The sequence below is a fragment of the Ignatzschineria sp. 22MB058224 genome (assembly GCF_058188435.1).
Map to the genome: position 1 here is coordinate 832526 of NZ_CP187366.1, position 23775 is coordinate 856300.

The 23775-nt window shown below is 37.3% G+C and carries 23 protein-coding genes; 14 read left to right on the forward strand and 9 right to left on the reverse strand.

The features are described from left to right. The first annotated feature begins 31 nt into the window (after window positions 1–31). Window positions 32–1132, forward strand: a complete 1101-nt coding sequence (gene dinB, locus ACPF7B_RS03440; protein ID WP_490506241.1) for a DNA polymerase IV — start codon at window positions 32–34, stop codon at window positions 1130–1132. On the opposite strand, the gene ACPF7B_RS03445 is transcribed toward dinB, so the two are convergent. Next, window positions 1129–2013, reverse strand: a complete 885-nt coding sequence (locus tag ACPF7B_RS03445; protein WP_490506242.1) for a LysR family transcriptional regulator — start codon at window positions 2011–2013, stop codon at window positions 1129–1131. The genes dinB and ACPF7B_RS03445 overlap by 4 nt on opposite strands. A gap of 154 nt (window positions 2014–2167) precedes the next feature. On the opposite strand from ACPF7B_RS03445, the gene ACPF7B_RS03450 reads away from it, so the two are divergent. Further along, window positions 2168–2875 (forward strand): pirin family protein, encoded by a 708-nt coding sequence (locus ACPF7B_RS03450; RefSeq protein WP_490506243.1) that lies wholly within the window; start codon window positions 2168–2170, stop codon window positions 2873–2875. 93 nt (window positions 2876–2968) lie between these two features. Here the strand turns inward: ACPF7B_RS03450 and ACPF7B_RS03455 are convergent, their stop codons facing one another. The 4 genes from ACPF7B_RS03455 to ACPF7B_RS03470 form a co-directional block, all read right to left on the reverse strand. After that, the gene (locus ACPF7B_RS03455; protein WP_490506244.1) at window positions 2969–3112 is read right to left on the reverse strand and encodes a hypothetical protein; all 144 of its coding nucleotides are present in this window, start codon (window positions 3110–3112) and stop codon (window positions 2969–2971) included. 170 nt (window positions 3113–3282) lie between these two features. Continuing rightward, a complete protein-coding gene (locus tag ACPF7B_RS03460) occupies window positions 3283–5499 on the reverse strand; it encodes an NADP-dependent isocitrate dehydrogenase (RefSeq protein WP_490506245.1) in 2217 nt (738 codons plus the stop codon). Window positions 5500–5750: 251 nt separating this feature from the next. After that, window positions 5751–7037, reverse strand: coding sequence for a 3-deoxy-D-manno-octulosonic acid transferase (locus tag ACPF7B_RS03465; RefSeq protein ID WP_490506246.1), 1287 nt, complete (start codon window positions 7035–7037; stop codon window positions 5751–5753). A gap of 57 nt (window positions 7038–7094) precedes the next feature. Beyond that, the gene (locus ACPF7B_RS03470; protein ID WP_490506247.1) at window positions 7095–7904 is read right to left on the reverse strand and encodes an outer membrane protein assembly factor BamD; all 810 of its coding nucleotides are present in this window, start codon (window positions 7902–7904) and stop codon (window positions 7095–7097) included. Window positions 7905–7961: 57 nt separating this feature from the next. Between ACPF7B_RS03470 and ACPF7B_RS03475 the strand changes: the two genes are divergently transcribed. The 9 genes from ACPF7B_RS03475 to ACPF7B_RS03515 all read left to right on the forward strand — a co-directional run bounded on the left by ACPF7B_RS03475 (window position 7962) and on the right by ACPF7B_RS03515 (window position 16160). After that, window positions 7962–8954 carry an RluA family pseudouridine synthase gene (locus ACPF7B_RS03475; RefSeq protein WP_490506248.1) on the forward strand — a complete coding sequence of 331 codons (993 nt, stop codon included), beginning with the start codon at window positions 7962–7964 and terminating at the stop codon, window positions 8952–8954. Beyond that, complete coding sequence (pgeF, locus tag ACPF7B_RS03480; protein WP_490506249.1) at window positions 8938–9747, forward strand: peptidoglycan editing factor PgeF; 810 nt, start codon at window positions 8938–8940, stop codon at window positions 9745–9747. The genes ACPF7B_RS03475 and pgeF overlap by 17 nt, the downstream gene beginning before the upstream one ends. A 163-nt stretch (window positions 9748–9910) precedes the next feature. After that, window positions 9911–11254 (forward strand): tRNA (N6-isopentenyl adenosine(37)-C2)-methylthiotransferase MiaB, encoded by a 1344-nt coding sequence (gene miaB, locus ACPF7B_RS03485; protein WP_490506250.1) that lies wholly within the window; start codon window positions 9911–9913, stop codon window positions 11252–11254. Between the two features lie 73 nt (window positions 11255–11327). After that, window positions 11328–12821, forward strand: coding sequence for a leucyl aminopeptidase (locus ACPF7B_RS03490; RefSeq protein WP_490506251.1), 1494 nt, complete (start codon window positions 11328–11330; stop codon window positions 12819–12821). 75 nt (window positions 12822–12896) lie between these two features. Next, window positions 12897–13892 carry a type I glyceraldehyde-3-phosphate dehydrogenase gene (gap, locus tag ACPF7B_RS03495; RefSeq protein ID WP_490506252.1) on the forward strand — a complete coding sequence of 332 codons (996 nt, stop codon included), beginning with the start codon at window positions 12897–12899 and terminating at the stop codon, window positions 13890–13892. A gap of 169 nt (window positions 13893–14061) precedes the next feature. Then, window positions 14062–14496, forward strand: a complete 435-nt coding sequence (locus tag ACPF7B_RS03500; protein WP_490506253.1) for a universal stress protein — start codon at window positions 14062–14064, stop codon at window positions 14494–14496. A 91-nt stretch (window positions 14497–14587) separates the two neighbouring features. After that, window positions 14588–15040, forward strand: coding sequence for a YaiI/YqxD family protein (locus ACPF7B_RS03505; RefSeq protein WP_490506254.1), 453 nt, complete (start codon window positions 14588–14590; stop codon window positions 15038–15040). A gap of 144 nt (window positions 15041–15184) precedes the next feature. Beyond that, window positions 15185–15550, forward strand: a complete 366-nt coding sequence (locus ACPF7B_RS03510; protein WP_490506255.1) for a glutaredoxin domain-containing protein — start codon at window positions 15185–15187, stop codon at window positions 15548–15550. Window position 15551: 1 nt separating this feature from the next. Beyond that, window positions 15552–16160, forward strand: a complete 609-nt coding sequence (locus ACPF7B_RS03515) for a class I SAM-dependent methyltransferase (protein WP_490506256.1) — start codon at window positions 15552–15554, stop codon at window positions 16158–16160. Window positions 16161–16276: 116 nt separating this feature from the next. Here ACPF7B_RS03515 and ACPF7B_RS03520 read toward each other — a convergent pair whose 3' ends face one another. Beyond that, the gene (locus tag ACPF7B_RS03520) at window positions 16277–16627 is read right to left on the reverse strand and encodes a Spx/MgsR family RNA polymerase-binding regulatory protein (RefSeq protein ID WP_490506257.1); all 351 of its coding nucleotides are present in this window, start codon (window positions 16625–16627) and stop codon (window positions 16277–16279) included. Between the two features lie 199 nt (window positions 16628–16826). Between ACPF7B_RS03520 and nhaA the strand changes: the two genes are divergently transcribed. Next, entirely contained in the window at window positions 16827–17972 is a 1146-nt protein-coding gene (gene nhaA, locus ACPF7B_RS03525; RefSeq protein WP_490506258.1) for a Na+/H+ antiporter NhaA, read from the forward strand. Between the two features lie 103 nt (window positions 17973–18075). On the opposite strand, the gene ACPF7B_RS03530 is transcribed toward nhaA, so the two are convergent. Next, a complete protein-coding gene (locus ACPF7B_RS03530; protein ID WP_490506259.1) occupies window positions 18076–19419 on the reverse strand; it encodes a dicarboxylate/amino acid:cation symporter in 1344 nt (447 codons plus the stop codon). Window positions 19420–19891: 472 nt separating this feature from the next. On the opposite strand from ACPF7B_RS03530, the gene msrA reads away from it, so the two are divergent. Together msrA and ACPF7B_RS03540 are read left to right on the forward strand one after the other, a co-directional pair. Continuing rightward, window positions 19892–20407 carry a peptide-methionine (S)-S-oxide reductase MsrA gene (gene msrA, locus ACPF7B_RS03535; RefSeq protein ID WP_490506260.1) on the forward strand — a complete coding sequence of 172 codons (516 nt, stop codon included), beginning with the start codon at window positions 19892–19894 and terminating at the stop codon, window positions 20405–20407. 203 nt (window positions 20408–20610) lie between these two features. Next, window positions 20611–21177 carry a hypothetical protein gene (locus tag ACPF7B_RS03540; protein WP_490506261.1) on the forward strand — a complete coding sequence of 189 codons (567 nt, stop codon included), beginning with the start codon at window positions 20611–20613 and terminating at the stop codon, window positions 21175–21177. A gap of 97 nt (window positions 21178–21274) precedes the next feature. Here ACPF7B_RS03540 and ACPF7B_RS03545 read toward each other — a convergent pair whose 3' ends face one another. Both ACPF7B_RS03545 and ACPF7B_RS03550 read right to left on the reverse strand, forming a co-directional pair. Then, window positions 21275–23113 (reverse strand): SLC13 family permease, encoded by a 1839-nt coding sequence (locus ACPF7B_RS03545; RefSeq protein WP_490506262.1) that lies wholly within the window; start codon window positions 23111–23113, stop codon window positions 21275–21277. A 45-nt stretch (window positions 23114–23158) separates the two neighbouring features. Then, window positions 23159–23707 (reverse strand): isochorismatase family protein, encoded by a 549-nt coding sequence (locus ACPF7B_RS03550; protein ID WP_490506263.1) that lies wholly within the window; start codon window positions 23705–23707, stop codon window positions 23159–23161. Window positions 23708–23775: the final 68 nt, after the last annotated feature.

The following is a 23775-nucleotide window of genomic DNA, read 5'->3' on the forward strand; positions in this document are numbered from 1 at the left end:
CATTTAGGGCTTTCAGTTTATAAATAAGCTTATGCACGATAATATTATTACCGCCCGTAAAATTGTACATGTCGATATGGATGCTTTCTATGCTTCCATTGAGCAACATGACCATCGTGAATATCGCAATAAACCACTTGTTGTCGGCTCAATGGACGGACGCGGTGTCATTGCTGCTGCTAGCTATGAAGCTCGTAAATATGGTATTCATTCTGCAATGCCGGCGCGCAAAGCTCAAGAACGCTGTCCTGAACTTATTTTTGCAACACCGCGATTTCCTCGTTACCGCGAAATTTCCCAACACATTCGTAAGATATTCCTTCAATATACTGACCTTGTAGAGCCTTTAGCATTAGATGAAGCGTTCCTGGATATCACGCAAAATCATGCGGGAATTGATGATCCTGTTGAGATCGCATTAAAAATTAAAACACAAATTTTTGATGAGCTCGGGCTGACTGCTTCTGCTGGAATTTCCTACAATAAATTTCTCGCAAAAATTGCTTCTGAACAGAATAAACCTAATGGACATTTCCACATCTCTGAAATGGATGCCTTGCCCTTTCTCGATACACTGCCTGTTGAGAATTTCTTCGGTGTAGGAAAAGTTACAGCACAAAAAATGCATCAAATGGGGATTAAAAATGGGCTTGATCTTCGAAATGTTGAACAGAAAATATTAACCCAACACTTCGGTAAAGCCGGAATAAGTTATTATAACTACGCAAGAGGCATCGATAACCGTCCAGTACTGCCGAATCAACCTCGTAAATCTGTCGGCGTTGAGGAGACATTTTTTCATGATCTACTCATTAAAGAAGAAGTGATTGAAGAACTGGAAATTGTGGCACAAGAATTGATTCATCGCGCGGAACGAGCACAGTTTCAAGGACGAAATTGTACTCTGAAAATCCGCTATAACGATTTTACACAAATATCCCGTAGCCAAACGACCCATTTCCCGCTTGGAAACGACCTTGAGGAATTATGGCAAGTAGTATTATTACTTTTGAAAAAAATAGATTTACGTCCCAAAAAAGGCATTCGCCTTTTAGGATTAAGTATTGCAAATATTGATATCGATAAGGATGCCTTTAATAATGTCCTTAACCAAGAACTATTGCCGCTTTAAGATTTCAAATGTGCTATGAGATGCTCTTTCCACCAATTAAGCGCCAATCCTTCATCTTTGGTACGCCATGCCAAATAAAGCATTTCTGTTCGATGTTCTTCCATCACTTCTTTTTGAACTAATTGACCGCTTTCAATATAACGCTGCGCAATGGTACGTGGAATAAAACCATGTCCGACACCACATAGTTGAAGAACGATTTTGTCTTCAAAAGTTGAAACAACAATACGACGTTGTTCTTTATATAAACCTGCAGTTCTCAAAGGCATATATCGGGCACTATCGGCTAAAACAATCGCCGGATATGCAAGTAGATCATTTTTGGTTAAAACACGATTCATCGACGCTAATGGATGAAAAGGGGCAATGCAAAAAACAAAGTCTATCATTCCAATTGGATAAGTGCGATAACCACCACCAGAGGGTCCTTCCCCAGCGGCGATAATTAAATCCGACTTAAATTGCAGTAATGATTCCCAAGTACCCATCATCACTTCCCGATTAATATTGAGATGAGTATCACAGGAAGAGTTTTTAAATTCTTCTATTAATGGCGTTATTGATTCAATTGGAAAAACTGAATCAAACGTTAGAGTGATAGATTCTTCGATACCTTGAGCCATTTTCTGAAGGCGGCTTTCAAGTTCATTTGCTGCTGAGAGCAGTACTCGCCCCTCTTCTAACAAAATTTTCCCTATTGCTGTTAATGAAACATGAGGACCATTTCTGTCAAAAAACCGAATATTTAACTGTTCTTCTATCTTTCCAACACTATAAGAAATTGTTGATGGCGCTTTATGTAACAACTCAGCAGCCTTTGCAAATGAACCAGTATTGGCAATCATATCAATTGTTTGAATCGCTTCTAATGTTAGTTTCATTATTTTTTGTCTTTACGATAGCTATATTTTTATGTTCGAAAATTTAGATGATAACATTGAATTATATTCATTTTTAATCATGAAAAAGACAACTTATAATAGATTTATTCGATAACTTCAAATATTTAATTAATTTAACTAATAGGAGCAATCTATGTTTATCCTTAGAGCGGCAAACGAGCGAGGCTATGCCAAACATCGTTGGCTAGAAACTTTTCACACTTTTTCGTTTGCAAATTACTATGATCCTGCACATATGGGATTTTCGGATTTACGAGTTATCAATGATGATCGGATTTCACCCAACAGAGGTTTTGGCGCACATCCACACAATGATATGGAAATTTTTACCTATATTCTTGAAGGTGAATTAACACATCAAGATTCCATGGGAAATGGTTCCACGATAAGACCCGGTGATATACAGCTTATGAGTGCAGGAACAGGTGTTGTTCATAGTGAGGTCAATAGCTCACTGACTACCCCCGTTCATCTTTTACAAATTTGGATTTTACCCAATCAAAAAGACTTAACGCCAAGCTATCAGCAGACTCATTTCTCACCTAAAACGTTACAAAATCAATTACGTTTAATTATTTCTGAAGATGGGAGAGAAGGTTCATTGAAAATTCATCAAAACCTTAATATCTACGCATCAAAGCTTGAACAGAATCATTCAATTACGTTTAACACCATGGAAAATCGAACCTATTATCTCCATTTAGCCACAGGGAAAATAACGCTCAATGGGAATATTCTCTCTGCTGGTGATGGTGTAAAAATTATCGATGAAAAGACTCTTGATTTTCATGCTTCAGAAAATGCTGAATTTTTGCTCTTTGAATTACGAGCCGAAAATTAATATTTATAAAAAAGGTTTCTACGATGAACGTGGAAACCTTTTTTATTAACTTCACATACCCTTTAAACGGCTTATGATATATCTTTTAAGATTCTAAAGCGTGCATGCGCCACCTGCACATCCTGTATCTTCAACCTCTTCTGGTTCTGAAGTATCAATTGGGTTTGCAGAGTTCCCAGCAACACCTTCATATAAATTATCAAGGTCAAATGTTAAATCATCTAGATTATCGCTCATTACAATACTCCTTTTTTCAAGTTCACTAATTATATCGTAGTTACTATTGGAATATGAGGATTTTACGATTCTTTATTATGCATTTAAAAGTATTTATTTTCATAAAAATCCCGAAAAATCGGGATTTTTTAGAATTATTTGCTATAAAACCAGTATGAAGCAATATAAAACTAAAGCGTTGCTAAAATCTCATTAAAGATCACACTTGGACGCATAGCTTTTTCAGCTTTAGCATCATCTAAGTGGTAATATCCCCCAATCTCTTGTGCTTTACCCTGAGCATCTATGAGCTCTTGGTTAATACGCGTTTCATGGTCAAAAAGTTGTTGATAAACCTTAGTAAAAATTGCTTTCAACTCAGCATCCTCGGTTTGCTCTGATAATGCTTTTGCCCAATACAGTGCTAAATAAAAATGAGAGCCACGATTATCAAGCTGACCAAGTTTACGTGCAGGTGATCGATCTTCTTTTAGGAATTGGCTATTTGCACAATCTAAAGCTTCCCCTAAAACCATTGCCTTATTATTATTTTGTGTACGTGCTAAATGTTTCAAGGATTCTGCTAGAGCCAAAAATTCTCCGAGTGAATCCCAGCGTAAGTAGCCTTCTGTCAAAAATTGCTCAACATGTTTTGGCGCTGAACCACCCGCACCTGTCTCAAATAGACCACCACCTTGCATTAACGGAACAATTGAAAGCATTTTGGCAGAGGTCCCAAGTTCTAAAATCGGAAAAAGATCCGTTAAATAATCACGCAAAACATTTCCTGTCACAGAAATCGTATCTTTCCCTTCACGAATACGCGCTAGACTATATTTTGTCGCCTCAATAGGATTCATAATTTTGATATTAAGTCCTTTAGTATCGTGATCCTGAAGATACTTCTCCACTTTTTTGATCATCTCGCGATCATGTGCTCGATTATCATCTAACCAAAATACCGCCGGAGTATTCGATAATCTTGCACGAGTCACCGCTAATTTTACCCAATCTTGAATCGGCGCATCTTTGGCTTGGCACATTCTGAAAATATCACCTTGCTCAACAGATTGAGACATTAAAATATCACCATTTGTAGTCACAACATTGATAATCCCATCAGCTTTCGCTTGAAACGTTTTATCATGTGAGCCATATTCTTCTGCTTTTTGTGCCATCAGACCAACATTAGGAACACTACCCATTGTACGAGGGTCGAGAGCACCATTTTCAATACAATCTTCAATCGTTGCTGAAAATACTCCCGAATAACAGCGATCAGGAATCAATGCCAAAGTATCTTCTTGTTGATTATCCTTATTCCACATTTTCCCGCCAGCTCGAATCATTGCCGGCATAGAGGCGTCCACAATGACATCTGATGGAACATGGAGATTCGTAATACCCTTATCAGAATCAACCATTGCGAGACGTGGCCCTTTCGCAATAATCGCATCAATCATGCTAAGTACTTCAAGCTCTTTTGCATGGCCTTTTACTTTAACGTAGATGTCGCCTAAACCATTGCGAGTATCCACCCCTAATTCATGAAAAAGATCACCATATTTTTCAAATAACTCTGCGAAATAGACCTCCACAATCGCACCGAATATGATAGGATCAGAGACTTTCATCATTGTTGCTTTAAGATGAGCCGAGAGTAAAACATTATCCGCTTTTGCTTCTTTAATCGTTTCTGCAACAAATGCCTTTAATTTTTTTAAACTCATGACTGAGGAATCGATAATTTCCCCTTTCTGTAAAGGTGCAAAATCTTTGAGTAATATTTCACTTCCATCTTCTGCTATAAATGTGATCTTATATTCGGTTGCTTCTGGTATTGTGACTGATTGCTCTGTTCCGTAAAAATCCCCCTCATCCATTGAGGCAACACCTGTTTTAGACGTAGAGCGCCATTCTCCCATCTTATGCGGATTATTACGTGCAAACTCTTTAATGGCAGCAGGTGCTCTTCGATCTGAATTCCCTTCCCGAAGAACAGGGTTCACCGCAGAACCTAATACCTTTGAATAACGTTTTTGGATTGCTTTTTCTTCATCTGTTTGAGGAACCTCCGGGTACGCAGGAATTGCAAATCCTTGGGCTTGTAACTCAGTAATTGCCTTTTTCAACTGCGGAATAGATGCAGAAATATTGGGGAGTTTAATAATATTCGTAGCTGGATCTTGAGTAGCTTTACCAAGTTCTGCTAATGCATCTTCTGTACGTTGATTCTCCGGCAATATGTCAGAAAATAACGCCAAAATACGTCCACTTAATGAAATATCTTTAACTTCAATAGCAATTTTTGCAGGTTTAGTAAAGGCCTTCACAATTGGTAAAAAGGAATATGTTGCCAATAATGGTGCTTCATCTGTCTTCGTATAAAAAATTGTCGCTTTTGACATGAGTAATATCCTTCCTTACTTGATTAAAAAATAGTTAATGAGTTCTTTAGAGAGGCTCTGACTAAATGGTGCCTTGAGCCATTATTACATTTCAGATTATGGCTTTAGATAAATCGATAATTCTCTCATTTTAGGTATTTTTATCGTTTTGAGAGGTACATCAGAGCTTCCATTTTGACATTCTTTAGCAGTATATAAGAGAAATCTTCATAGAACAAATAGGGGATAATATCGCACGCGATTGGAGAGACTTATACAGCGATTGTCATTCGAATATAATCCATCACAATAGAGAGGGCTCCTTGATTATTGAGCATTGTTCTCTTAGCAGAGCTCCCAAATTCAACGGCCATTTTACGATCGTTATAGAATTGAAATACCGACTGTGCAAGATTTTCAGCATCAGTTTGCACAATCGCTCTACTATCCAAAAACAGTTGTAATGTCTCTTCATTCTCTTCCATATGAGGCCCCACAATAATTGGCTTACCAAAATAAGCGGGCTCCAAAACATTATGACCACCAATTGGAACAAAACTACCACCGACTGTAACAATATCTGAAAATGAATAAAAAATTAGAAGTTCACCAAGAGAATCAAGCAACCATATATCGGCATTTTTATCCAACATTTCTAAGCTTTTGCTACTTCGCACATCAACTTTAAAGTCATGTGCGTCAGCATATTCTGTTAATAGTGATTGAACGGTATGGAAGCGTTCTGGGTGCCTAGGTGCTATTAAAAGCTGCAAGTTAGGTACTCTCTTTTTTAACTCAATGTACGCGTCCATGACAATCTCTTCCTCTTCATCATGAGTGCTTGCACAGAGCCATCTTTGTTCATCACGCCCATAGGTTTCAAAAAGCAAATTAGAGGCCTCAAGCACCTCCGGTGCAATAGTCATATCATATTTGATATTCCCCATTCGAATTGCGGATTTGACCCCTAACATCTCAAAACGTAGAACATCCTCGTTGGTCTGCGCTAAAACATCCACATTTTGTAGTAAGTATCGTGCAGTTTTAGGTATTTTCCGAAACCGTCGATAAGAACGATCCGATAAACAAGCACTGATAATTGCTATGGGGATTTTCTGTTTTTCAGCCTCTTTAAAGAGATTTGGCCAAATTTCAGTCTCCATGATTAATATCGATTTTGGTTTAAGTCGTTTTAAAAACGAACGAATTGATAAATGGAAATCAAGAGGAAGATAGGTATGTGTTAATTGATCTTCCTGTAACTCTTTGGCAAAAGAGCGTTGAATTTGCTCACTGCCCGTTAAGGTTGTAGCCGTAAAAAGAATTCGAAGTGTTGGATAATCACTTAAAAGTTTTTTAACAAGCGGCGTAACTGCGCGCACCTCGCCTAATGAAACAGCATGAATCAATAGATCTGATGATGGAATATTTTGTAAACCAAAACGCGATGAAAAATGGCGAACACCGAGCGGTGAGCGCCAATCTTTAAAAAATCGCAGTAAAACAATCACCGGTAATAATACCCACCATAAAATGCGATAGAGGGTAAGAATGATCATTTTTTGCCTTTATATACTATTTAATTAACAACAATCAATTATTAAATTCTACAACTACTAAATTTTATCCGACTCTACATTTGGTGTATTTTTATAGCCAAACTCAGGTAAACGCGCATCATATGGAAAATTGAAACGCAAAACATCGATGCTCTTTTTCGCTAAATCAGGTAAGCCTAGTGCTTCATAGGCTTTTGCTTGTATATAGAGCGCATTTGAAACTGAAGTTGTTGCATCATAATTATCTAACACATATTGCGCACGATTAATCGCTCCAACATATGCATGACGATCATAATAGAAATTCGCTTTATGTATTTCTGCTTGAGCAAGCAAATTACGAAGATAGATAATACGTTTTGCGGCATCCTCTGCATATTCACCATCAGGATATCGATCAACCACAGTCATAAATGATGCAAGTGAATCGCGCATTTGTCGTTGATCAATTTTTGAGCGATCTGGTGGCATTAATTTATCCAGAATTGACTTTGCTCTATCAAAGTTGATTAAACCCTGAAGATAAAAAAGATAGTCAATGCTCTCGTGGTTTGGATAAAGTTTTATAAACTCATCAATACCCTGTAATGCTTGATCAAATTGACGATCATTATAGTTCGCGTAAATTTTATTTAGCTTTGCTTGTTGTGCCAGAACAGTATGTGGAAAACGAGCCTCTATTGCCTCATAATGTTGAACGGCAATTTCATAACTTGAACCTTCTAGGTTCTTGTTCCCTTCCTCTAGCAATTCCTGTCCTGTCATTGCATAGTACTTATCATCTTTCTTTGCCGAAGATGAACTACAAGCAGTTAAGATCCCCGCAGAAATCAGCACTACAAAAAATTTTAGTGTTTTAGCTTTCATTTTATTACTATAGACCTAACAAATTGAATTAATTCTCCGAGATTATACAGATAAAATATGAAACAGTCAGAAACTTTTACCATTCTTGTTCCAGATCACTTAGATAATCAACGTCTTGATGTTGCTCTACCTGTTTTACAAGAAAACCTCTCCCGTAATCAAGCACAAAAATTAATTAAAAATCATAAAGTGTTACTAAATGATGAAATTCCCCGCCCTAAAGACCCTATTTCTACCGGCGATAAGATAACAGTCACCATTGAAGTTCATGAAGATGTTCCTACAATGATGCCAGAAAAGATAGCTCTTGATATCATCTATGAAGATGAAGACTTGATTGTCCTCAACAAGCCCGCTGGCATGGTTGTCCATCCTGGCGCCGGCAATAACCAAGGAACTTTAGCAAATGCGCTATTACATCATTGTCCTGAACTCGCTAATTTAACTCGTGCAGGCATTGTACATCGATTAGATAAAGAGACATCAGGCTTACTTATTATTGCTAAAAATTTAGAGGCAGAAACCGCTCTTATCGAGCAATTTAAGGAGCGTACACCGGAAAAAACTTATCATGCACTAGTCATTGGTGAACTTATTTCGGGCCGCACTATTGATGAACCGATTGGCCGAAACCCCTATCGACGTAAACATATGTGGGTTCCTGAGCCTGATGAGGATGGAAATGTTGATGGTAAAGAGGCGATTACCCACATCCGTGTAAAAGAACGTTTTCGGGCGCATACTCTTGTAGAAGCAAAAATTGAAACTGGACGAACACATCAAATCCGCGTGCATATGCAACATATTAATTATCCGATAGTAGGTGACAATGACTACGGAGCTCGTTTAAAATTGCCTAAAAAGTTTGGTCCGCATGCTGAAAATGTTTTAAGAGGATTTAAACGCCAAGCGCTCCATGCATTTGCAATTGGATTTAAACATCCGCGCACTAGCGAAGACCTCTATTTCGAACAACCTTATCCTAGTGATATGACACAACTCATCGAAGCAATTCGCCAAGAGAGTATTGAATATGAGCAAAATAATTAAGGAAACGACAAGTGGAATTGAAGTAATTGCTCCCAATTGGCCACTTTCCTCGAAAATTAAGGCCTTTACGACGACTCGTAAAGGCGGTGTGAGTGAAGGGGCATTTGCTGGATTAAACTTAGGCTTAAGCACACAAGATGAGCCTCGCAACGTGATAGCGAATCGAGCATTACTCTATCAAGCCATGAATGTTCCCGCTAATAACTTCTATTTAACCCAGATTCATTCTAATATTTGTGTACCAATCGCAGAGAAATGGAATCATACTGGTGCGGATGCTTCTTACACTGAATTAGTCAATCAGCCTTCTATAATTTTAACCGCTGATTGCTTACCAATACTGATTGCTGATGCTAAAGAGACAATTGTTTGTGGTATACATGCTGGTTGGCGTTCCCTCCTAACAGGAATAATTGAAAACAGTGTTGCATCTTTAACAAGAAAACCTGGAGAGCTTTTTGTTTGGCTTGGTCCGGCGATTTCCCCAAAAGCATTTGAAGTTGGGGCTGAGGTGATGACGGCATTTCAATTTTGTAATTCCCAGTTAAAAAATATCTCGATAAAAAAGAAATTAGTGCAAGAACTCTTCCCCCCCTCTAAAAACGAGGGAAAATATTATGCTGACATCTATCAGTTAGCACGATTAAGACTTCTGAATCTTGGAATCCCTGAGACGCAAATATACGGTGGCGAGTTTTGTACTTACAGTGAACCTGATCGATTTTATTCTTATCGCCGAGACGGTCTACTTTCAGGCCGACTTGCAAGTTTTATCTGGATTGATAATTCCTAATGTTATTTCAATATTCTTCAAAATAAATATCTTTTAGCAGTATCGTTAAAACGGTACTGCTAATTTTTTACACATAAATAAAGTAACCTGAAGTTATCCCTAAAATAGGGTAAAATACTCTATTCAAATATTGACATCCAACTACGAGATTTACTTAATAATTATGTCCACAGCGCAATATAAAAATTTCTATATCCAAACTCAAGGCTGCCAGATGAACGAGTATGACTCCAAAAAAATGGCGGATTCCCTAAAAGCATTTTGTAACCTTGAACAAACTAAAGAGATCGATAACGCTGATGTCTTCATTCTTAATACTTGTTCTATTCGTGAAAAAGCACAAGAAAAAGTCTTCTCAGAACTTGGTCGTTGGCGCAAACTTAAAGAAGAAAATCCACATATTGTAATTGCAGTTGGCGGCTGTGTTGCTTCCCAAGAAGGTGAAGCAATTAAAAAACGTGCACCCTTTGTAGATATTATCTTTGGACCACAAACACTGCACCGTTTACCTAAAATGCTTCACGATGTATGGCAAGGAAATGGAACTCAAGTCGATGTTTCATTCCCAGAGATCGAAAAATTTGATCATCTTCCAAAACCACGAGCGGAAGGCGTTACGGCATTTGTCTCGATCATGGAGGGATGCAATAAATATTGCTCATTCTGTATTGTGCCCTACACTCGTGGAGAGGAAATATCACGACCTTTTATTGATGTAATCGCCGAGATTGCAGAACTTGCAGGTCAAGGTGTAAGAGAAGTGACACTTCTTGGGCAAAATGTGAATGATTACCAAGGAGAGATGCCCGATGGAAAAATTGGGGATTTGGCACTGTTAATAGAATATGTAGCACAAATTGAAGGTATCGACCGTATTCGTTTTACAACATCACATCCAATAGCGTTCTCTGATCGTCTTATTGATGTCTATGCACGTGTACCAGAGCTAGTATCTCATCTCCATCTGCCTGTACAATCGGGGTCTGATCATATTTTAATGATGATGAAACGTAATCATACTGTCCTAGAGTACAAAGCAAAAATTAAAAAATTACGGGAAATTCGCCCCAATATCTCTATTTCGACAGACCTAATTGTTGGATTCCCAGGAGAAACAGCCGCAGATTTTGAGGCTACAATGAAACTTGTAGAAGATATTCATTATGATTTTTCGTTCAGTTTTATCTATTCAGCTCGCCCTGGTACGCCTGCTGCAAATCTTCCTGACGACGTCACAATAGAGGAGAAAAAAGAGCGTTTAGCTCGATTACAAACAAAGCTGACAGAACAAGCAAATGCAATATCACAAAAAATGGTGGGGACAATTCAGAAAATTTTAGTCGACCGCCCTTCACGCAATAATCCTAAAGAGCTTGCTGGCAGGACGGAGAATAATCGCGTAGTAAACTTTGAAGCACCAGCAGAACTAATCGGTCAATTCTGTAATGTACTCATTACAGAGGCGCAACCAAATTCTCTCCGTGGCCGTTTAGTACTCGAACAATAGATATTAAATTATTTGTAAATTACATTGGATCCTTGGGGTCAACCATTTAATTACCATTAATTAGGAGTTATATATGAACTTAAATCGTAACGCTTACCACTTGGCGAAAGAAAGTGTTCTTAAACACGAAAGCGATTGTCTTGTTGTTGGCGCTTTTGAGGGAGCTCTTACTGATACCGCTAAAAAAATTGATGAGACACTTAACGGTCAACTTTCTGCTTTAGTTGAGAGCGGTGATATTAGTGGTAAAATCGGGGAAGTTCTTCCACTAATGAGTATTCATGGTATTACCGCAAAACGTCTGATCGTTGTCGGACTTGGAAATAGCAAAAAATATAACGTCGATGTTTTACGTAAAGCTACTCAAGCGGTTACGCGTTGTGCAAAATCAATGCCAATCAAATCTCTCTCTTTTGCGCTACTTGAAAATTGCAAAAACAAAGATCGTTCAATTCCTCAACTGATCCAGGCAGTGAATGATGTGCTGTATCAATTTAATGCACCTAAAAAAGAAGCTGTTAAAGCCTTAGATCTTACAGATATTTTCATCGTTGATGAAAATGCAGACCATAATGTGAAAACTGCTGTTGAGTATGGTCAAGCACTCGTCAACGGTATGACACTTACAAAAGATCTTGCAAACATGCCTGCAAATATGATGACTCCGAAAGATTTAGCAGAAGCTGCAATGGATCTTGCAGATGAATTCCCAAGCATTAAGGTCACTGTGCTTAAAAAATCTGAAATTAAAGAGCTTGGCATGGGAGCATTCTTAGCAGTTGCGCAAGGCTCTGAAGAGAAACCACGCTTTATTATTCTCGAATACATCCATGATGATATGGCTGAAACTGCGCCAATTGCACTTGTAGGTAAAGGCGTTACCTTTGATACAGGTGGTATCTCATTAAAACCTGGCGCTGCAATGGACGAAATGAAATACGATATGGGCGGTGCTGCATCGGTGATTGGTACATTCCGCGCGCTTGCTGAACTCAACTTAAAAACAAATGTTATTGGTTTAATTCCTGCAACAGAAAACATGCCATCTGGCGATGCCGTTAAACCGGGCGATGTTATCACATCAATGTCTGGTCAAACTATTGAAGTACTAAATACTGATGCTGAAGGGCGTTTAATTCTTTGTGATGCACTCACTTATGCAACACGTTTTAAACCTAAAGCAATCATCGATATTGCCACATTGACGGGAGCAATCATTGTTGCTTTAGGTCATGAAGTTTCAGGTCTATTTAGTAACAATGATGAATTAACTACTAAAATAAAATCATCAGCTGATACAACACGGGATCATGTATGGCAATTCCCTATCTGGAGTGAAATTTTCCAACCCATGTTAGATTCAAACTTTGCAGATATGGGGAATATTAGCGCTGGTCGTGGCGCGGGGTCGATTACAGCAGCTTGTTTCTTAGAACGCTTTGTCGAAGAATATCCTTGGGCGCATCTTGATGTTGCCGGTACTGCATGGACATCTGGTAAAGAAAAAGGTTCAACAGCCCGCCCTGTACCATTATTACTTGATTTTATCAAAAATCATCAAGAATAAATTTCTTTTTTAAATTTCTATATATGTTATTTTGTTTTTGTAAAAGTAATTTCCCAACTCAAAAGGAGATGTCACATGGCAATTCGTGTAGGTATTAATGGTTTTGGCCGTATTGGTCGTTTTGTTTTCCGTGCTGCATGCGAGCGTAATGATATTGAAATTGTTGGTATCAATGATTTAATTGATGTTGACTATATGGCATATATGCTTAAATATGACTCAACACATGGCCGTTTCAATGGATCTGTTGAAGTGCAAGATGGCCATCTTGTAGTGAATGATAAAAGAATTCGCGTCACTTCAGAGAGAGATCCTGCAAATCTTAAATGGGACGAGATCAACGTTGATGTAGTTGTTGAAGGTACAGGACTTTTCTTAACTGATGAGGCTGCACGCAAACACATCACAGCTGGTGCTAAAAAAGTTGTTATGACCGGCCCTTCAAAAGATAAAACACCGATGTTCGTTATCGGCGTTAATGAAAACACATACAACGGTGAAGATATTGTTTCAAATGCATCTTGTACTACAAACTGTCTAGCACCTATTGCGAAAGTTCTTAATGATACTTGGGGAATCGAGTCAGGTCTTATGACAACGGTTCATGCGACAACAGCGACGCAAAAAACTGTCGATGGTCCATCGGCGAAAGATTGGCGTGGTGGTCGTGGCGCATCACAAAATATTATTCCATCTTCGACAGGTGCTGCAAAAGCAGTAGGTGTAGTTATTCCTGAGCTTAATGGAAAATTAACAGGAATGTCATTCCGTGTTCCAACACCAAATGTTTCCGTTGTAGACCTAACTGTAAATCTTAAAAAACCTGCAAAATACGAAGATATTTGTGCAAAAATGAAAGAGATGGCAGAAGGTGAATTAAAAGGTATTTTAGGCTATACCGAAGATGCTGTTGTTTCAACAGATTTTCTTGGTGAAGTATGTACTTCTATCTTTGATGCCAAAGCAGGTATTGCCTTAACAGATACTTTTGTCAAAGTTGTTTCTTGGTATGATAATGAAATCGGCTACTCAAATAAGGTTCTCGATTTAGTTGCACATATTTCTAAATAAATCGGACAATAATTGCATTTTAAAATTTATATAAGCTCCATATTTTGGAGCTTTTTTATTATTTGAAAATATTTAAAAATAGGCTAATAATAAATGTAAATAATTGCAATTTTGATTATAATAAAAATAAGTGTTTATGGTTGTTTAATCTACTTTTTAGGAGAATGGTATGAGTTCACATTACAATACAATTTTAGTACCTGTCGATGGTTCTGAAGCTTCATTAAAGGCACTTCATCGTGCAATTGAATTAACAAAATTTTACGATAGTAAATTAATTATCGCACATGTAATTGATGTACGATCTTATTCACTTGCTATTGCTTACCGCGAACCTCTTGAGCAATATGCTGAAGATAATGCTAAAAAAATATTAGAGGATGCTGAAAAACGGGCTAAAGAGGCGGGTCTAACAAATGTTGAAACGATGACAAAAGAAGGATCTCCTCGCTCGGTAATTGCAAAAAAAATTGCTCCTGAAGTTCAAGCAGATCTCATTGTTATGGGCGCTACTGGTTATGGGATGGTTGAAAGAATGTTTGTAGGTTCGGTTTCAGAAAGCACTGTTCGTCACTCTCATTGCGATATTATGATCGTTCGCTAATTATTACAATAAATATAAATAAATAGAGCCCTTTTTATAAAGGGCTCTGTTATTATGGACTTCCTTTTCTTTCTATTTCACTAATATTCTCATGCCAAAATTAATCGTTGATGCAGATGCAATTCCTAACGCACTGAAAGAGATCCTTTGTCGCGCTGCTATTCGTGAAAAATTTAAGATTCTTTTTATCGCCAATCAACCACTAAAACTACCTCGCTCATCTTATATTCAGTCATTACAAGTATTGTCCGGATTCGATGTAGCGGATCATAAAATTGTCGAAATGACACAAGAAAATGATTTAATCATTACCGCAGATATCCTCCTTGCGAAAGATGTTTTACTCAAAAAAGGGTGTGCGCTTAATCCTCGCGGCAATTTTTATGATATTGGCACCATTGATGCTAAGCTGACTATGCGCGATTTTAACGATACACTTCGAGGCAGTGGCATTCAAACAAAAGGCCCAGCACCTCTTACAGCCAAAGACCGGCAACTATTTACCAATGGGTTAGATAAATGGTTAAGAGATTATATTCGCTGAATAATCTTACATAATTTTCTCTTTTACTCTCAACACTTCTTCGTATCATTAGCTCAATTAATAGGTGATAACATAATAATTCCACTCAAAAATTGGTACACTTAAGATAATCATTTAACACATTATTTATAGAGGAATCCGATAATGAAACTCATTCGTAATATTCTCGGGAAAACAATTATTTTCTTTGACAATACCTTTGCACCAACACCTATTAAAAGAAATCCTGAAGCACAACAAAAAATCAATGAAAAGACAAAAAATTTAGTGCTTTTTCAATATCATATGTGTCCATTTTGTGTCAAAGTTCGCAGAACCATTAAGCGTTTAAATTTAAATATTGAATTACGGGATGCAAAAGATGACCTCTATGGTGCTGAACTCGTAAATGGCGGCGGCAAGAAACAGGTACCATGTTTACGTATTCAAAATAGTGATGGGAGCTTTAATTGGATGTATGAATCTGATACCATCAATCAATACCTTGAAAATCTCGTTCGTACACAATAATATGCCTCATCCCTCAGCTGATCTTGTTCCAATCCTTTATAAACGATATGGTAAATTATGGCGTAAACTGCGGCGGCAGACAGAGTTTGTTGAAAAAAACTGGCTTGATTCTTTTAGTAATTTTATCGCGCCGGAAGGAGAGATATTAGACCTTGGTTGTGGCGATGGTTTTCCCATTGCGGAATATTTAATTTGTAAAGGATTCTCCATTACAGGGGTTGATATCTCCAGACCTCTTATAAAGTTAGCTAAAAAACAATTTCCTGAACAGCAGTGGTTTTTAGAAGATATGCGTTATTTTGAACCACAAAAAAAGTTTGATGCCATCATTGCATGGGATTCTTTATTTCATCTACCACAAGCTGATCAACATCATTTAATAGAACGTTTTGCTCAGTGGCTTACAAAAGATTCCCCACTTCTCTTCTCTACGGGACATATTGAAGGAGAAGCAATTGGTGACTTTAATCATTACCCACTCTATCATGCAAGTTTATCTGAGACTGCATACCGTCAACATTTAATTGAAAATGGCTTCGGTGTGCTTAATTATAAGGTTGAAGATCCTCATTGCGGCAATCGAACAATTTGGCTCGCAAAAAAACGCTAATCCCTTTAGCACTTTTTTATTTTACTGCTGGCGTTAATAAAAAAGACATACAGATAGCTCTATATGTCTTAACTGTATACAATCAGGTATAAGATAACTTATCTTTATTTCATACTCTACTTATTTAAAAAAAGCTGCTTGAATTGCTCTTCAGAAAAGCCCACAGATACCTGATTATCTGTAATAATTAATGGACGTTTAATTAGAGTTGGATGAGCTTGTAAAACTCTAATTGCAGTTTTTTCATTCATCACAGCCTGTTTTTCATTTTCTGTTAATGCTCGCCAAGCAGTACTTCGCTTATTAACTAGTTGATCAAGACTAATCAAAGTTAAGATCTTTGTCATCTCATCTATAGTTAAGCCTGGTATACGATAATCTTGAAAAGTATATGTCATAGAATGGTTATCTAACCAATCAAATGCTTTTTTCATCGTACTACAATTTTTGATTCCATAAACAATCATATTTATCTCCTTCATTATTTATTTTCTTCATTAAAGATCTACCAATCGCTTTTAAACTAATATACCGCTATTCTAGCACTCAATTTTATCGCCCTTTTAAAAGCAATTGCGCATCAATTGAACAAAATTTTTATAGGGGATCGAAGCAAACTTTAGTACACTAATTTTTTTCACACCTGACTCAATTGTAGGAGCCTAGATGTACAAAACTATTAAATATTTCTTTTCCTTACCTACCGCCGGTGGCATTATCTTAATGCTCTCCGCAATTATCGGCTTAATTGTCGCTAATAGTGGATTATCCGACGCTTATTTTGGTATTCTTAATACTTATATTGGCGGTTTAAGTATTCTTCATTGGATCAATGATGCCTTGATGGCGATTTTTTTCCTCTACGTTGGTCTTGAGCTAAAACGTGAGTTTATCAATGGTGAACTTGCAACAAACTCTCAACGAATTCTTCCAGGATTAGCTGCATTTGCTGGTCTCGCAGTTCCTGCGATAATCTACTTTATCTTCAACAGTGATAATGACCCAGCAATCAATGGCTGGGCCATTCCAACAGCAACAGATATCGCATTTGCTCTTGGAATTGTCGCACTCCTTGGCAGCCGAGTTCCGTTATCATTAAAGATCTTTTTAACAGCACTTGCCATTATCGATGACCTAGCAGCGATCTTAATTATTGCACTGTTCTATAGCAATGAATTGAGCGTAGTCTATCTTTTAGGTGCATTAGTATCACTCATTATTTTAATTTTCTTAAACTTCAAAAAAGTTACATATCCTATTTTCTACATTATTATCGGCCTATTTCTTTGGTTTTTTGTTCTTAAATCAGGAATTCATGCAACACTTGCTGGTGTTGTTTTAGCAATGACGATTCCATTAAATAATGTAAAAGAAAATACAAAAGGTGAAACACCACTCATTGCATGGGAACATTCTCTAAGCAATTGGGTCAGCTTTCTAATTATCCCTCTATTTGGTCTTGCTAATGCAGGTGTTTCCTTTGCTGGGATCGAACTTTCAATGCTAACGCATCCGATTGTATTAGGCGTAGCTTTAGGACTCTTCTTCGGTAAACAGGTCGGTGTATTTGGAATGGTCTTTATCGGTGAAAAACTTGGTGTATTTAAACGCCCTACTGGCGCAAGTTGGTTACAAGTTTATGGTATTGCACTTCTTTGTGGAATCGGCTTTACCATGAGCCTTTTCATCAGTATGTTGGCCTTCGCCGATCCAACATTACAAGATCTAAGCAAGATTGGTGTTTTTATAGGTTCTATCCTTTCGGGGGTTTTAGGATATCTTATTCTTCGATTCCATCCTGAAAAAAAATAGAAAACTAATAACAGTTTGATTCAAGAAGCAACATATTATTGAAATATAAAAAAACCTATTCATATTCTGAATAGGTTTTTTAGTATTCATTGATAGGTGAAAATTACACAACTGTCTCTAGCGCTTCATCTTCAGATACCTTACCATCTAATGCATCATATAACTTATCATAATCAAGCGCATTATCCCAACGTGCGACAACAACAGTTGCACATGCATTACCTACAAAGTTTGTTAGAGCCCTACATTCAGACATAAAGCGATCAATACCAAGAATCAATGCCATTCCTTCAATTGGTACAGCTGGAACAACGGATAATGTCGCGGCTAACGTGATAAAGCCGGCACCGGTTACTCCCGCAGCACCTTTAGAGCTGAGCATCGCCACTAAAAGTAGCAAAACCTGCTCACCAATACTTAAATCAATGCCACAAGCTTGAGCAATAAAGAGCGCTGCCATCGTCATGTAGATATTTGTGCCATCAAGATTAAACGAATATCCTGTTGGTACAACTAATCCCACAACAGACTTATCACATCCCGCTCTTTCCATCTTTTGCATTAATGTTGGAAGCGCTGCTTCAGAAGAACTTGTTCCTAAAACCAACAATAATTCTTCTTTAATGTAACGAATGAGTTTCAAAATAGAAAACTTGTTATAACGTGCAACTAACCCTAAAACAACTAACACAAATAATAATGATGTGACATAAAAGGTAATCACTAATAAACCTAAGTTAAGCAGTGTATCAATACCATATTTACCAATCGTAAACGCCATAGCTCCAAATGCACCAATCGGAGCAAACTTCATAAGCATTGAAACAATTTTGAATACCGGCGCGGCAAATTGGTTTAAAAAATTCACAATCGGAACACCCTTCTCACCAATACTCGATAATGCGATACCAAAAAGTACCGCCACAAATAAGACTTGAAGAATATTCCCTTCAACCAATGGACTCACTAATGTTGTTGGCAAAATACCCATTAAAAATCCTGTTAAAGAGCTATCTTGTGCTTTTTCAACATACCCTGCTACTTGATCTGCATGTTTTGAGAGCTCTACCGGATCAATGTTCATCCCTGCACCAGGTTGCACAACATTAGCAATAATCATTCCGATAATAAGCGCGATTGTTGAAAATGTTAAGAAATAGATCATTGCTTTGCCAGTGACTCGGCCAACTGTCTTCATATTATTCATACCACCAATACCTGTCGATACAGTAATAAAAATAACCGGAGCAATAATCATTTTTACAAGTTTTATAAAAGCATCGCCTAGCGGCTGCATTTTTTGGCCGATATCCGGTGCAAAGTGTCCTAATAAAATACCAATAACAATAGCGGCAATTACTTGAACATATAAGATTTTATAAAAACGTACCTTTTTTTTTTCGCCGGGTATGTTTTTAGGTGGTATTTCTGCAACAATGGAACTCATTCGATGAACCTCTCCTTGGTATTTTAGAAAAATCAATACTCTTTGAATGTCTTAAGAAGTGCACTGTTTACAGTGGCAAAACTTAGCCATCATCCTTATTTGTTTCTCACTACAACAATTTTCAGCAAAAATGCTCTAAACCCCTCGTAGCGTAACCGTTCTATGTTGCCGAATAAAATGTAAAAAAACATAAAGTTACAAGTGATTCAATAGCGTGATTATTCATCAACTCGTCCCTCCTTTTTGTGTCAGTACACAATTTATCGATATTTTTATTCCTTTTTTATAGAATGAGATACTTTCGTGTTTCGTATTATTTCTATTGAACAAGAGGAAAAATTAGTCAATAAATAAACGATAAACCCCTTTTAAATATGGATAGGAAATCTCTACCTTTAAAGATTGGATCACGTAAAATAGAATTGAAGAATATTTTATATAAAACCACTTAAGAAATAAGGAAATAAGATTTATGAGCGCACAAAATATTAAAAAAATTGTTGTTGCAGGTGGCTGTTTCTGGGGAGTTGAAGAGTATTATAAACGCCTTAAAGGCGTTATTTCCACGCGCGTTGGATATGCTCAAGGAATTACTGACAATCCAACTTACCAAGAAGTATGTACTATGGAGACGGATCATGCAGAAGTGGTAGAAGTCACCTATGATGCCGATACTATTCCTCTTGAAATGATTTTAGAACATCTATTTAGAATGATTGACCCGCTTTCACTCAATCAACAAGGCGGTGATGTTGGTACACAATATCGAACCGGTATTTATTATAGTGATCCTCAAGACTTACCGACGATTAAATCATTCATTGCAAAAGAACAGCAATCCTATTCAGCACCGATTGCCGTTGAAGTTGAACGCTTACAATCTTTCTGGCAAGCAGAAGATATGCATCAAAAATATCTAGAAAAAAATCCAAATGGCTATTGTCATATTAATTTTAACCTCATAAAACCGCGTGAATTGAAAGATTAAAGTAGCTTTAAAATCTTAATGATATTTTTCGTTATCTGACCTCTGTCAGATAACGATCACTTATTTAACAACTTCCAGAATGATTGCGCTAATATTTTCAGAGTAATATTTTTAATGTATCTTCATTAACATTAAGGATATGTACTAACCTATATTTCTTCCCTAAAACGTTTTTTGGTTGGAATTAGCAATTCGAGGATAGTATGCAATCTACATTGAATAATAGTGACATCATTCATCTTTATAAGACAGTGAATCAATTTAAAGAAATTCATTCACTCAAAAATGCTATTAAAAATAAGCAAATCGATGAGACCTCTTCCGAAACGATCGCAATTATTGTCGAAAAATTAAAAGCACTACCAATGAGTGAACTCTTACACTTTCGGCTCTGTAATTATAATCAAACGCCAATTACGTCTAAACTGTTACTTGAAGCACTATTATTAACACAAGAAGTACAAGAAGAATTACAACAAACGATCGATCTATCTCTCTCTATCACCACTTTACTTGATCTGGCAATCTTTCAGTCTGCTAAAGAGGATAATAGCCATCAAAAAATTAATGATATAAGAGAACATCTATTCTCTCAGGAAGATTATATTCTACAAATTGAGTATACCATTGAGCTTCGTTCAACTTGTCATAATGAAGATGTACATGATCAACTCCAAGAGAAATTAATCGAAGATTATCATAATATGAAACAATATTACGATGAGGTTGATAGGCTATATCAGGCACTTTTAAAACAACTAGATAAATAACAAATAGCTACTTATCATGCGAAGTTCTCTAATTTAAAAAAGAGCACACTACTCACTTCAACATAGGCGCTCTTTTTTAAAACCTTAGCAAACACGGTTATATTGCTAAAGGAAATAGAATAGGAATCAAGAATACCGCAATAAACATTACAATAATTACAAACGGAACGCCTATTTTAACGAAATCTCCAAAACTATATTTACCGGGTGCAACAACAAGTGTATTCACCGGTGAAGAAACAGGAGTCATGAAAGCTGCGGAAGCTGCAATTGCAATCACCATCGCAAATGGATATGGCGATACACCAAGAACTGCGGCTGTTTGAATAGCTATTGGTGCAAGCAATACTGCTGTTGCAGTATTGGAGATAAAGAGACCAATAATTGCGGCAAAGGCAAACATAATACCAAGCAATACACGGGGACTTGAATTGCCACTAATATCAAGTAGGAAATTTACCGCTAAATCGACACCGCCGGTATTTTGAAGAGCAATCGCAAATGGGAACATTCCGACAATCAAAATAATACTTTGCCAATGGATCGATTTGTAGGCACTATCCATCGTAATGCAACCAAATGCCCCCATTAACAGGGCACCAAAAATAGCAATCAGAACATTTGGGAAAATTCCTGAAATCATTAATCCTACCGTAATCAGAAGCGCAACAATTGCATAAGGAGCCTTGTCCATAGCTGGTGCAACTTCATCAATTTCTGCTGGCACAGTTAATACAACGAAATCGTTTTTCATGCCTTGTAATTGCCGGATAGCTTTCCACATTCCTACAACAAGCAATGTATCACCTCGTTTAAGTTTTTCATCTAGCAGTTCTGTTTCAAGCACTTTTCCCTGACGTTTAATCCCCATGACGTTTAAACCATATTGAGATCGAAACGCATTTTCTAATACAGTTTTATCAATCAGTTTTGAATCGGGATGAATTGCAACTTCAACCATCCCAATTTCTCGTGCATGTTCATTGAAGTAACTATTCATGAGTGGCAGCGAAATGAGATTAAATTTTTGTAGAAATAGACCGACCTGCTCAGGATAAAAAAAATCAAAGAGCAAGACGTCATTTTCTTGAATAACCCTGTCAGGAACGGCATCGAGTACAACATTACGAAGACGGTTTAAACGCCGTTCAACAGCAACAATATTCGCGCCATGTTTCTCACGAAGATGCATCTCTGAAAGTCGTTTACCAATCAGTGGCGAACCTTTGCCTACTTGCGCTCGGTAATTACGCCCTTTGAGTTGATATTCATTAACAAGATCATCAAAATTAATACGCGTACTACCGACAGTCTCTTGCTCAGGTGCTTTTTTCCCTAAAAAACGGCGAGCAAAAAGCATATAAAAAATACCCACAAAGAGAACCACTAACCCAATCGGCGTAAAGGAAAAAAATTGAAAAGGATTAAATCCCGCCAATTGTAATTGACTCGAAACAACTAGATTCGGAGTGGTTGCAACCAGGGTTAACATGCCACTAATCAAACCAGCAAAACTCAATGGCATCATTAAACGACGTGTATCAGCTTTCATTTTTGCAGCCACACTAAGGACAATCGGAATAAAGATCGCCACAATTCCTGTTGAACTCATCACAGAACCCAAAAGTGCTACCGCTAGCATAAGAAGAACAATTAATCGTGTTTCACTATTCTTCGATTGTTTAACCAACCAATCTCCCACTCGAAAAGCTACACCCGTTCGCACTAGGCCATCACCAATCACGAAAAACACAGCCACAATAATGACACTGCTATCACTAAAACCAGCAAGGGCTTGCTCAAGCGTCACACTACCTGTTAACGGTAATGCTAATAACGCACAAACCGCCACCACATCCATTCGTGGTTTGTTCATCATAAAAGCAATAATTGCCGCGAAAAGCAGTACTAAAACAATGATCAGCTCTTGTGTCATATTCACTCACTCATACATGGAGAAATTACAGAAAATTGATTGCGCTTATTTAATCAACTTACTAATAACTTTAAAATCATCACGATTATCTGCAGACTCAAGTAATTCAAAGAGTGCCATCTCGACACTGGTTAAATCAGCGCCTAATTGAATTAACTTATTCAGGCCAAGTTCAGTATTGGCTTCTACTCGAGACGAGACTGCATCGCTTACAATTTCGACATCATATTCATTTTGTAATAGATCACGCGCAGTTTGATAAACACAAATATGGGTTTCAATCCCTGCAACCATAAAATGGACATGATCATATTGTTCGATCGCTGCTTGAAATTCAGGATGAGCATAACCACTAAATGTCATTTTCTCGATTGGTTTTAAGCCTCTCTCTTCTAATAAAACGCGTAAAGATTCAACGGTTCTCCCAAGCCCCCGTGGATATTGTTCTAACCAGATAATTGGTACACCAAGTGCAATAGCACCCTGTAACAGTATTTCAAGATTTTTCAGTAGCTGCTCTTTTTTGTTCATCACGGCAAGTAATTTTTCTTGAACATCCACTAAAATTAAAACAGTATTCCCTCGATGTAACATTTTATCCTCCTCATATTTTATGACATAAAAAAATATCACTATTAATTTATAATAGCGATATTTTTAAA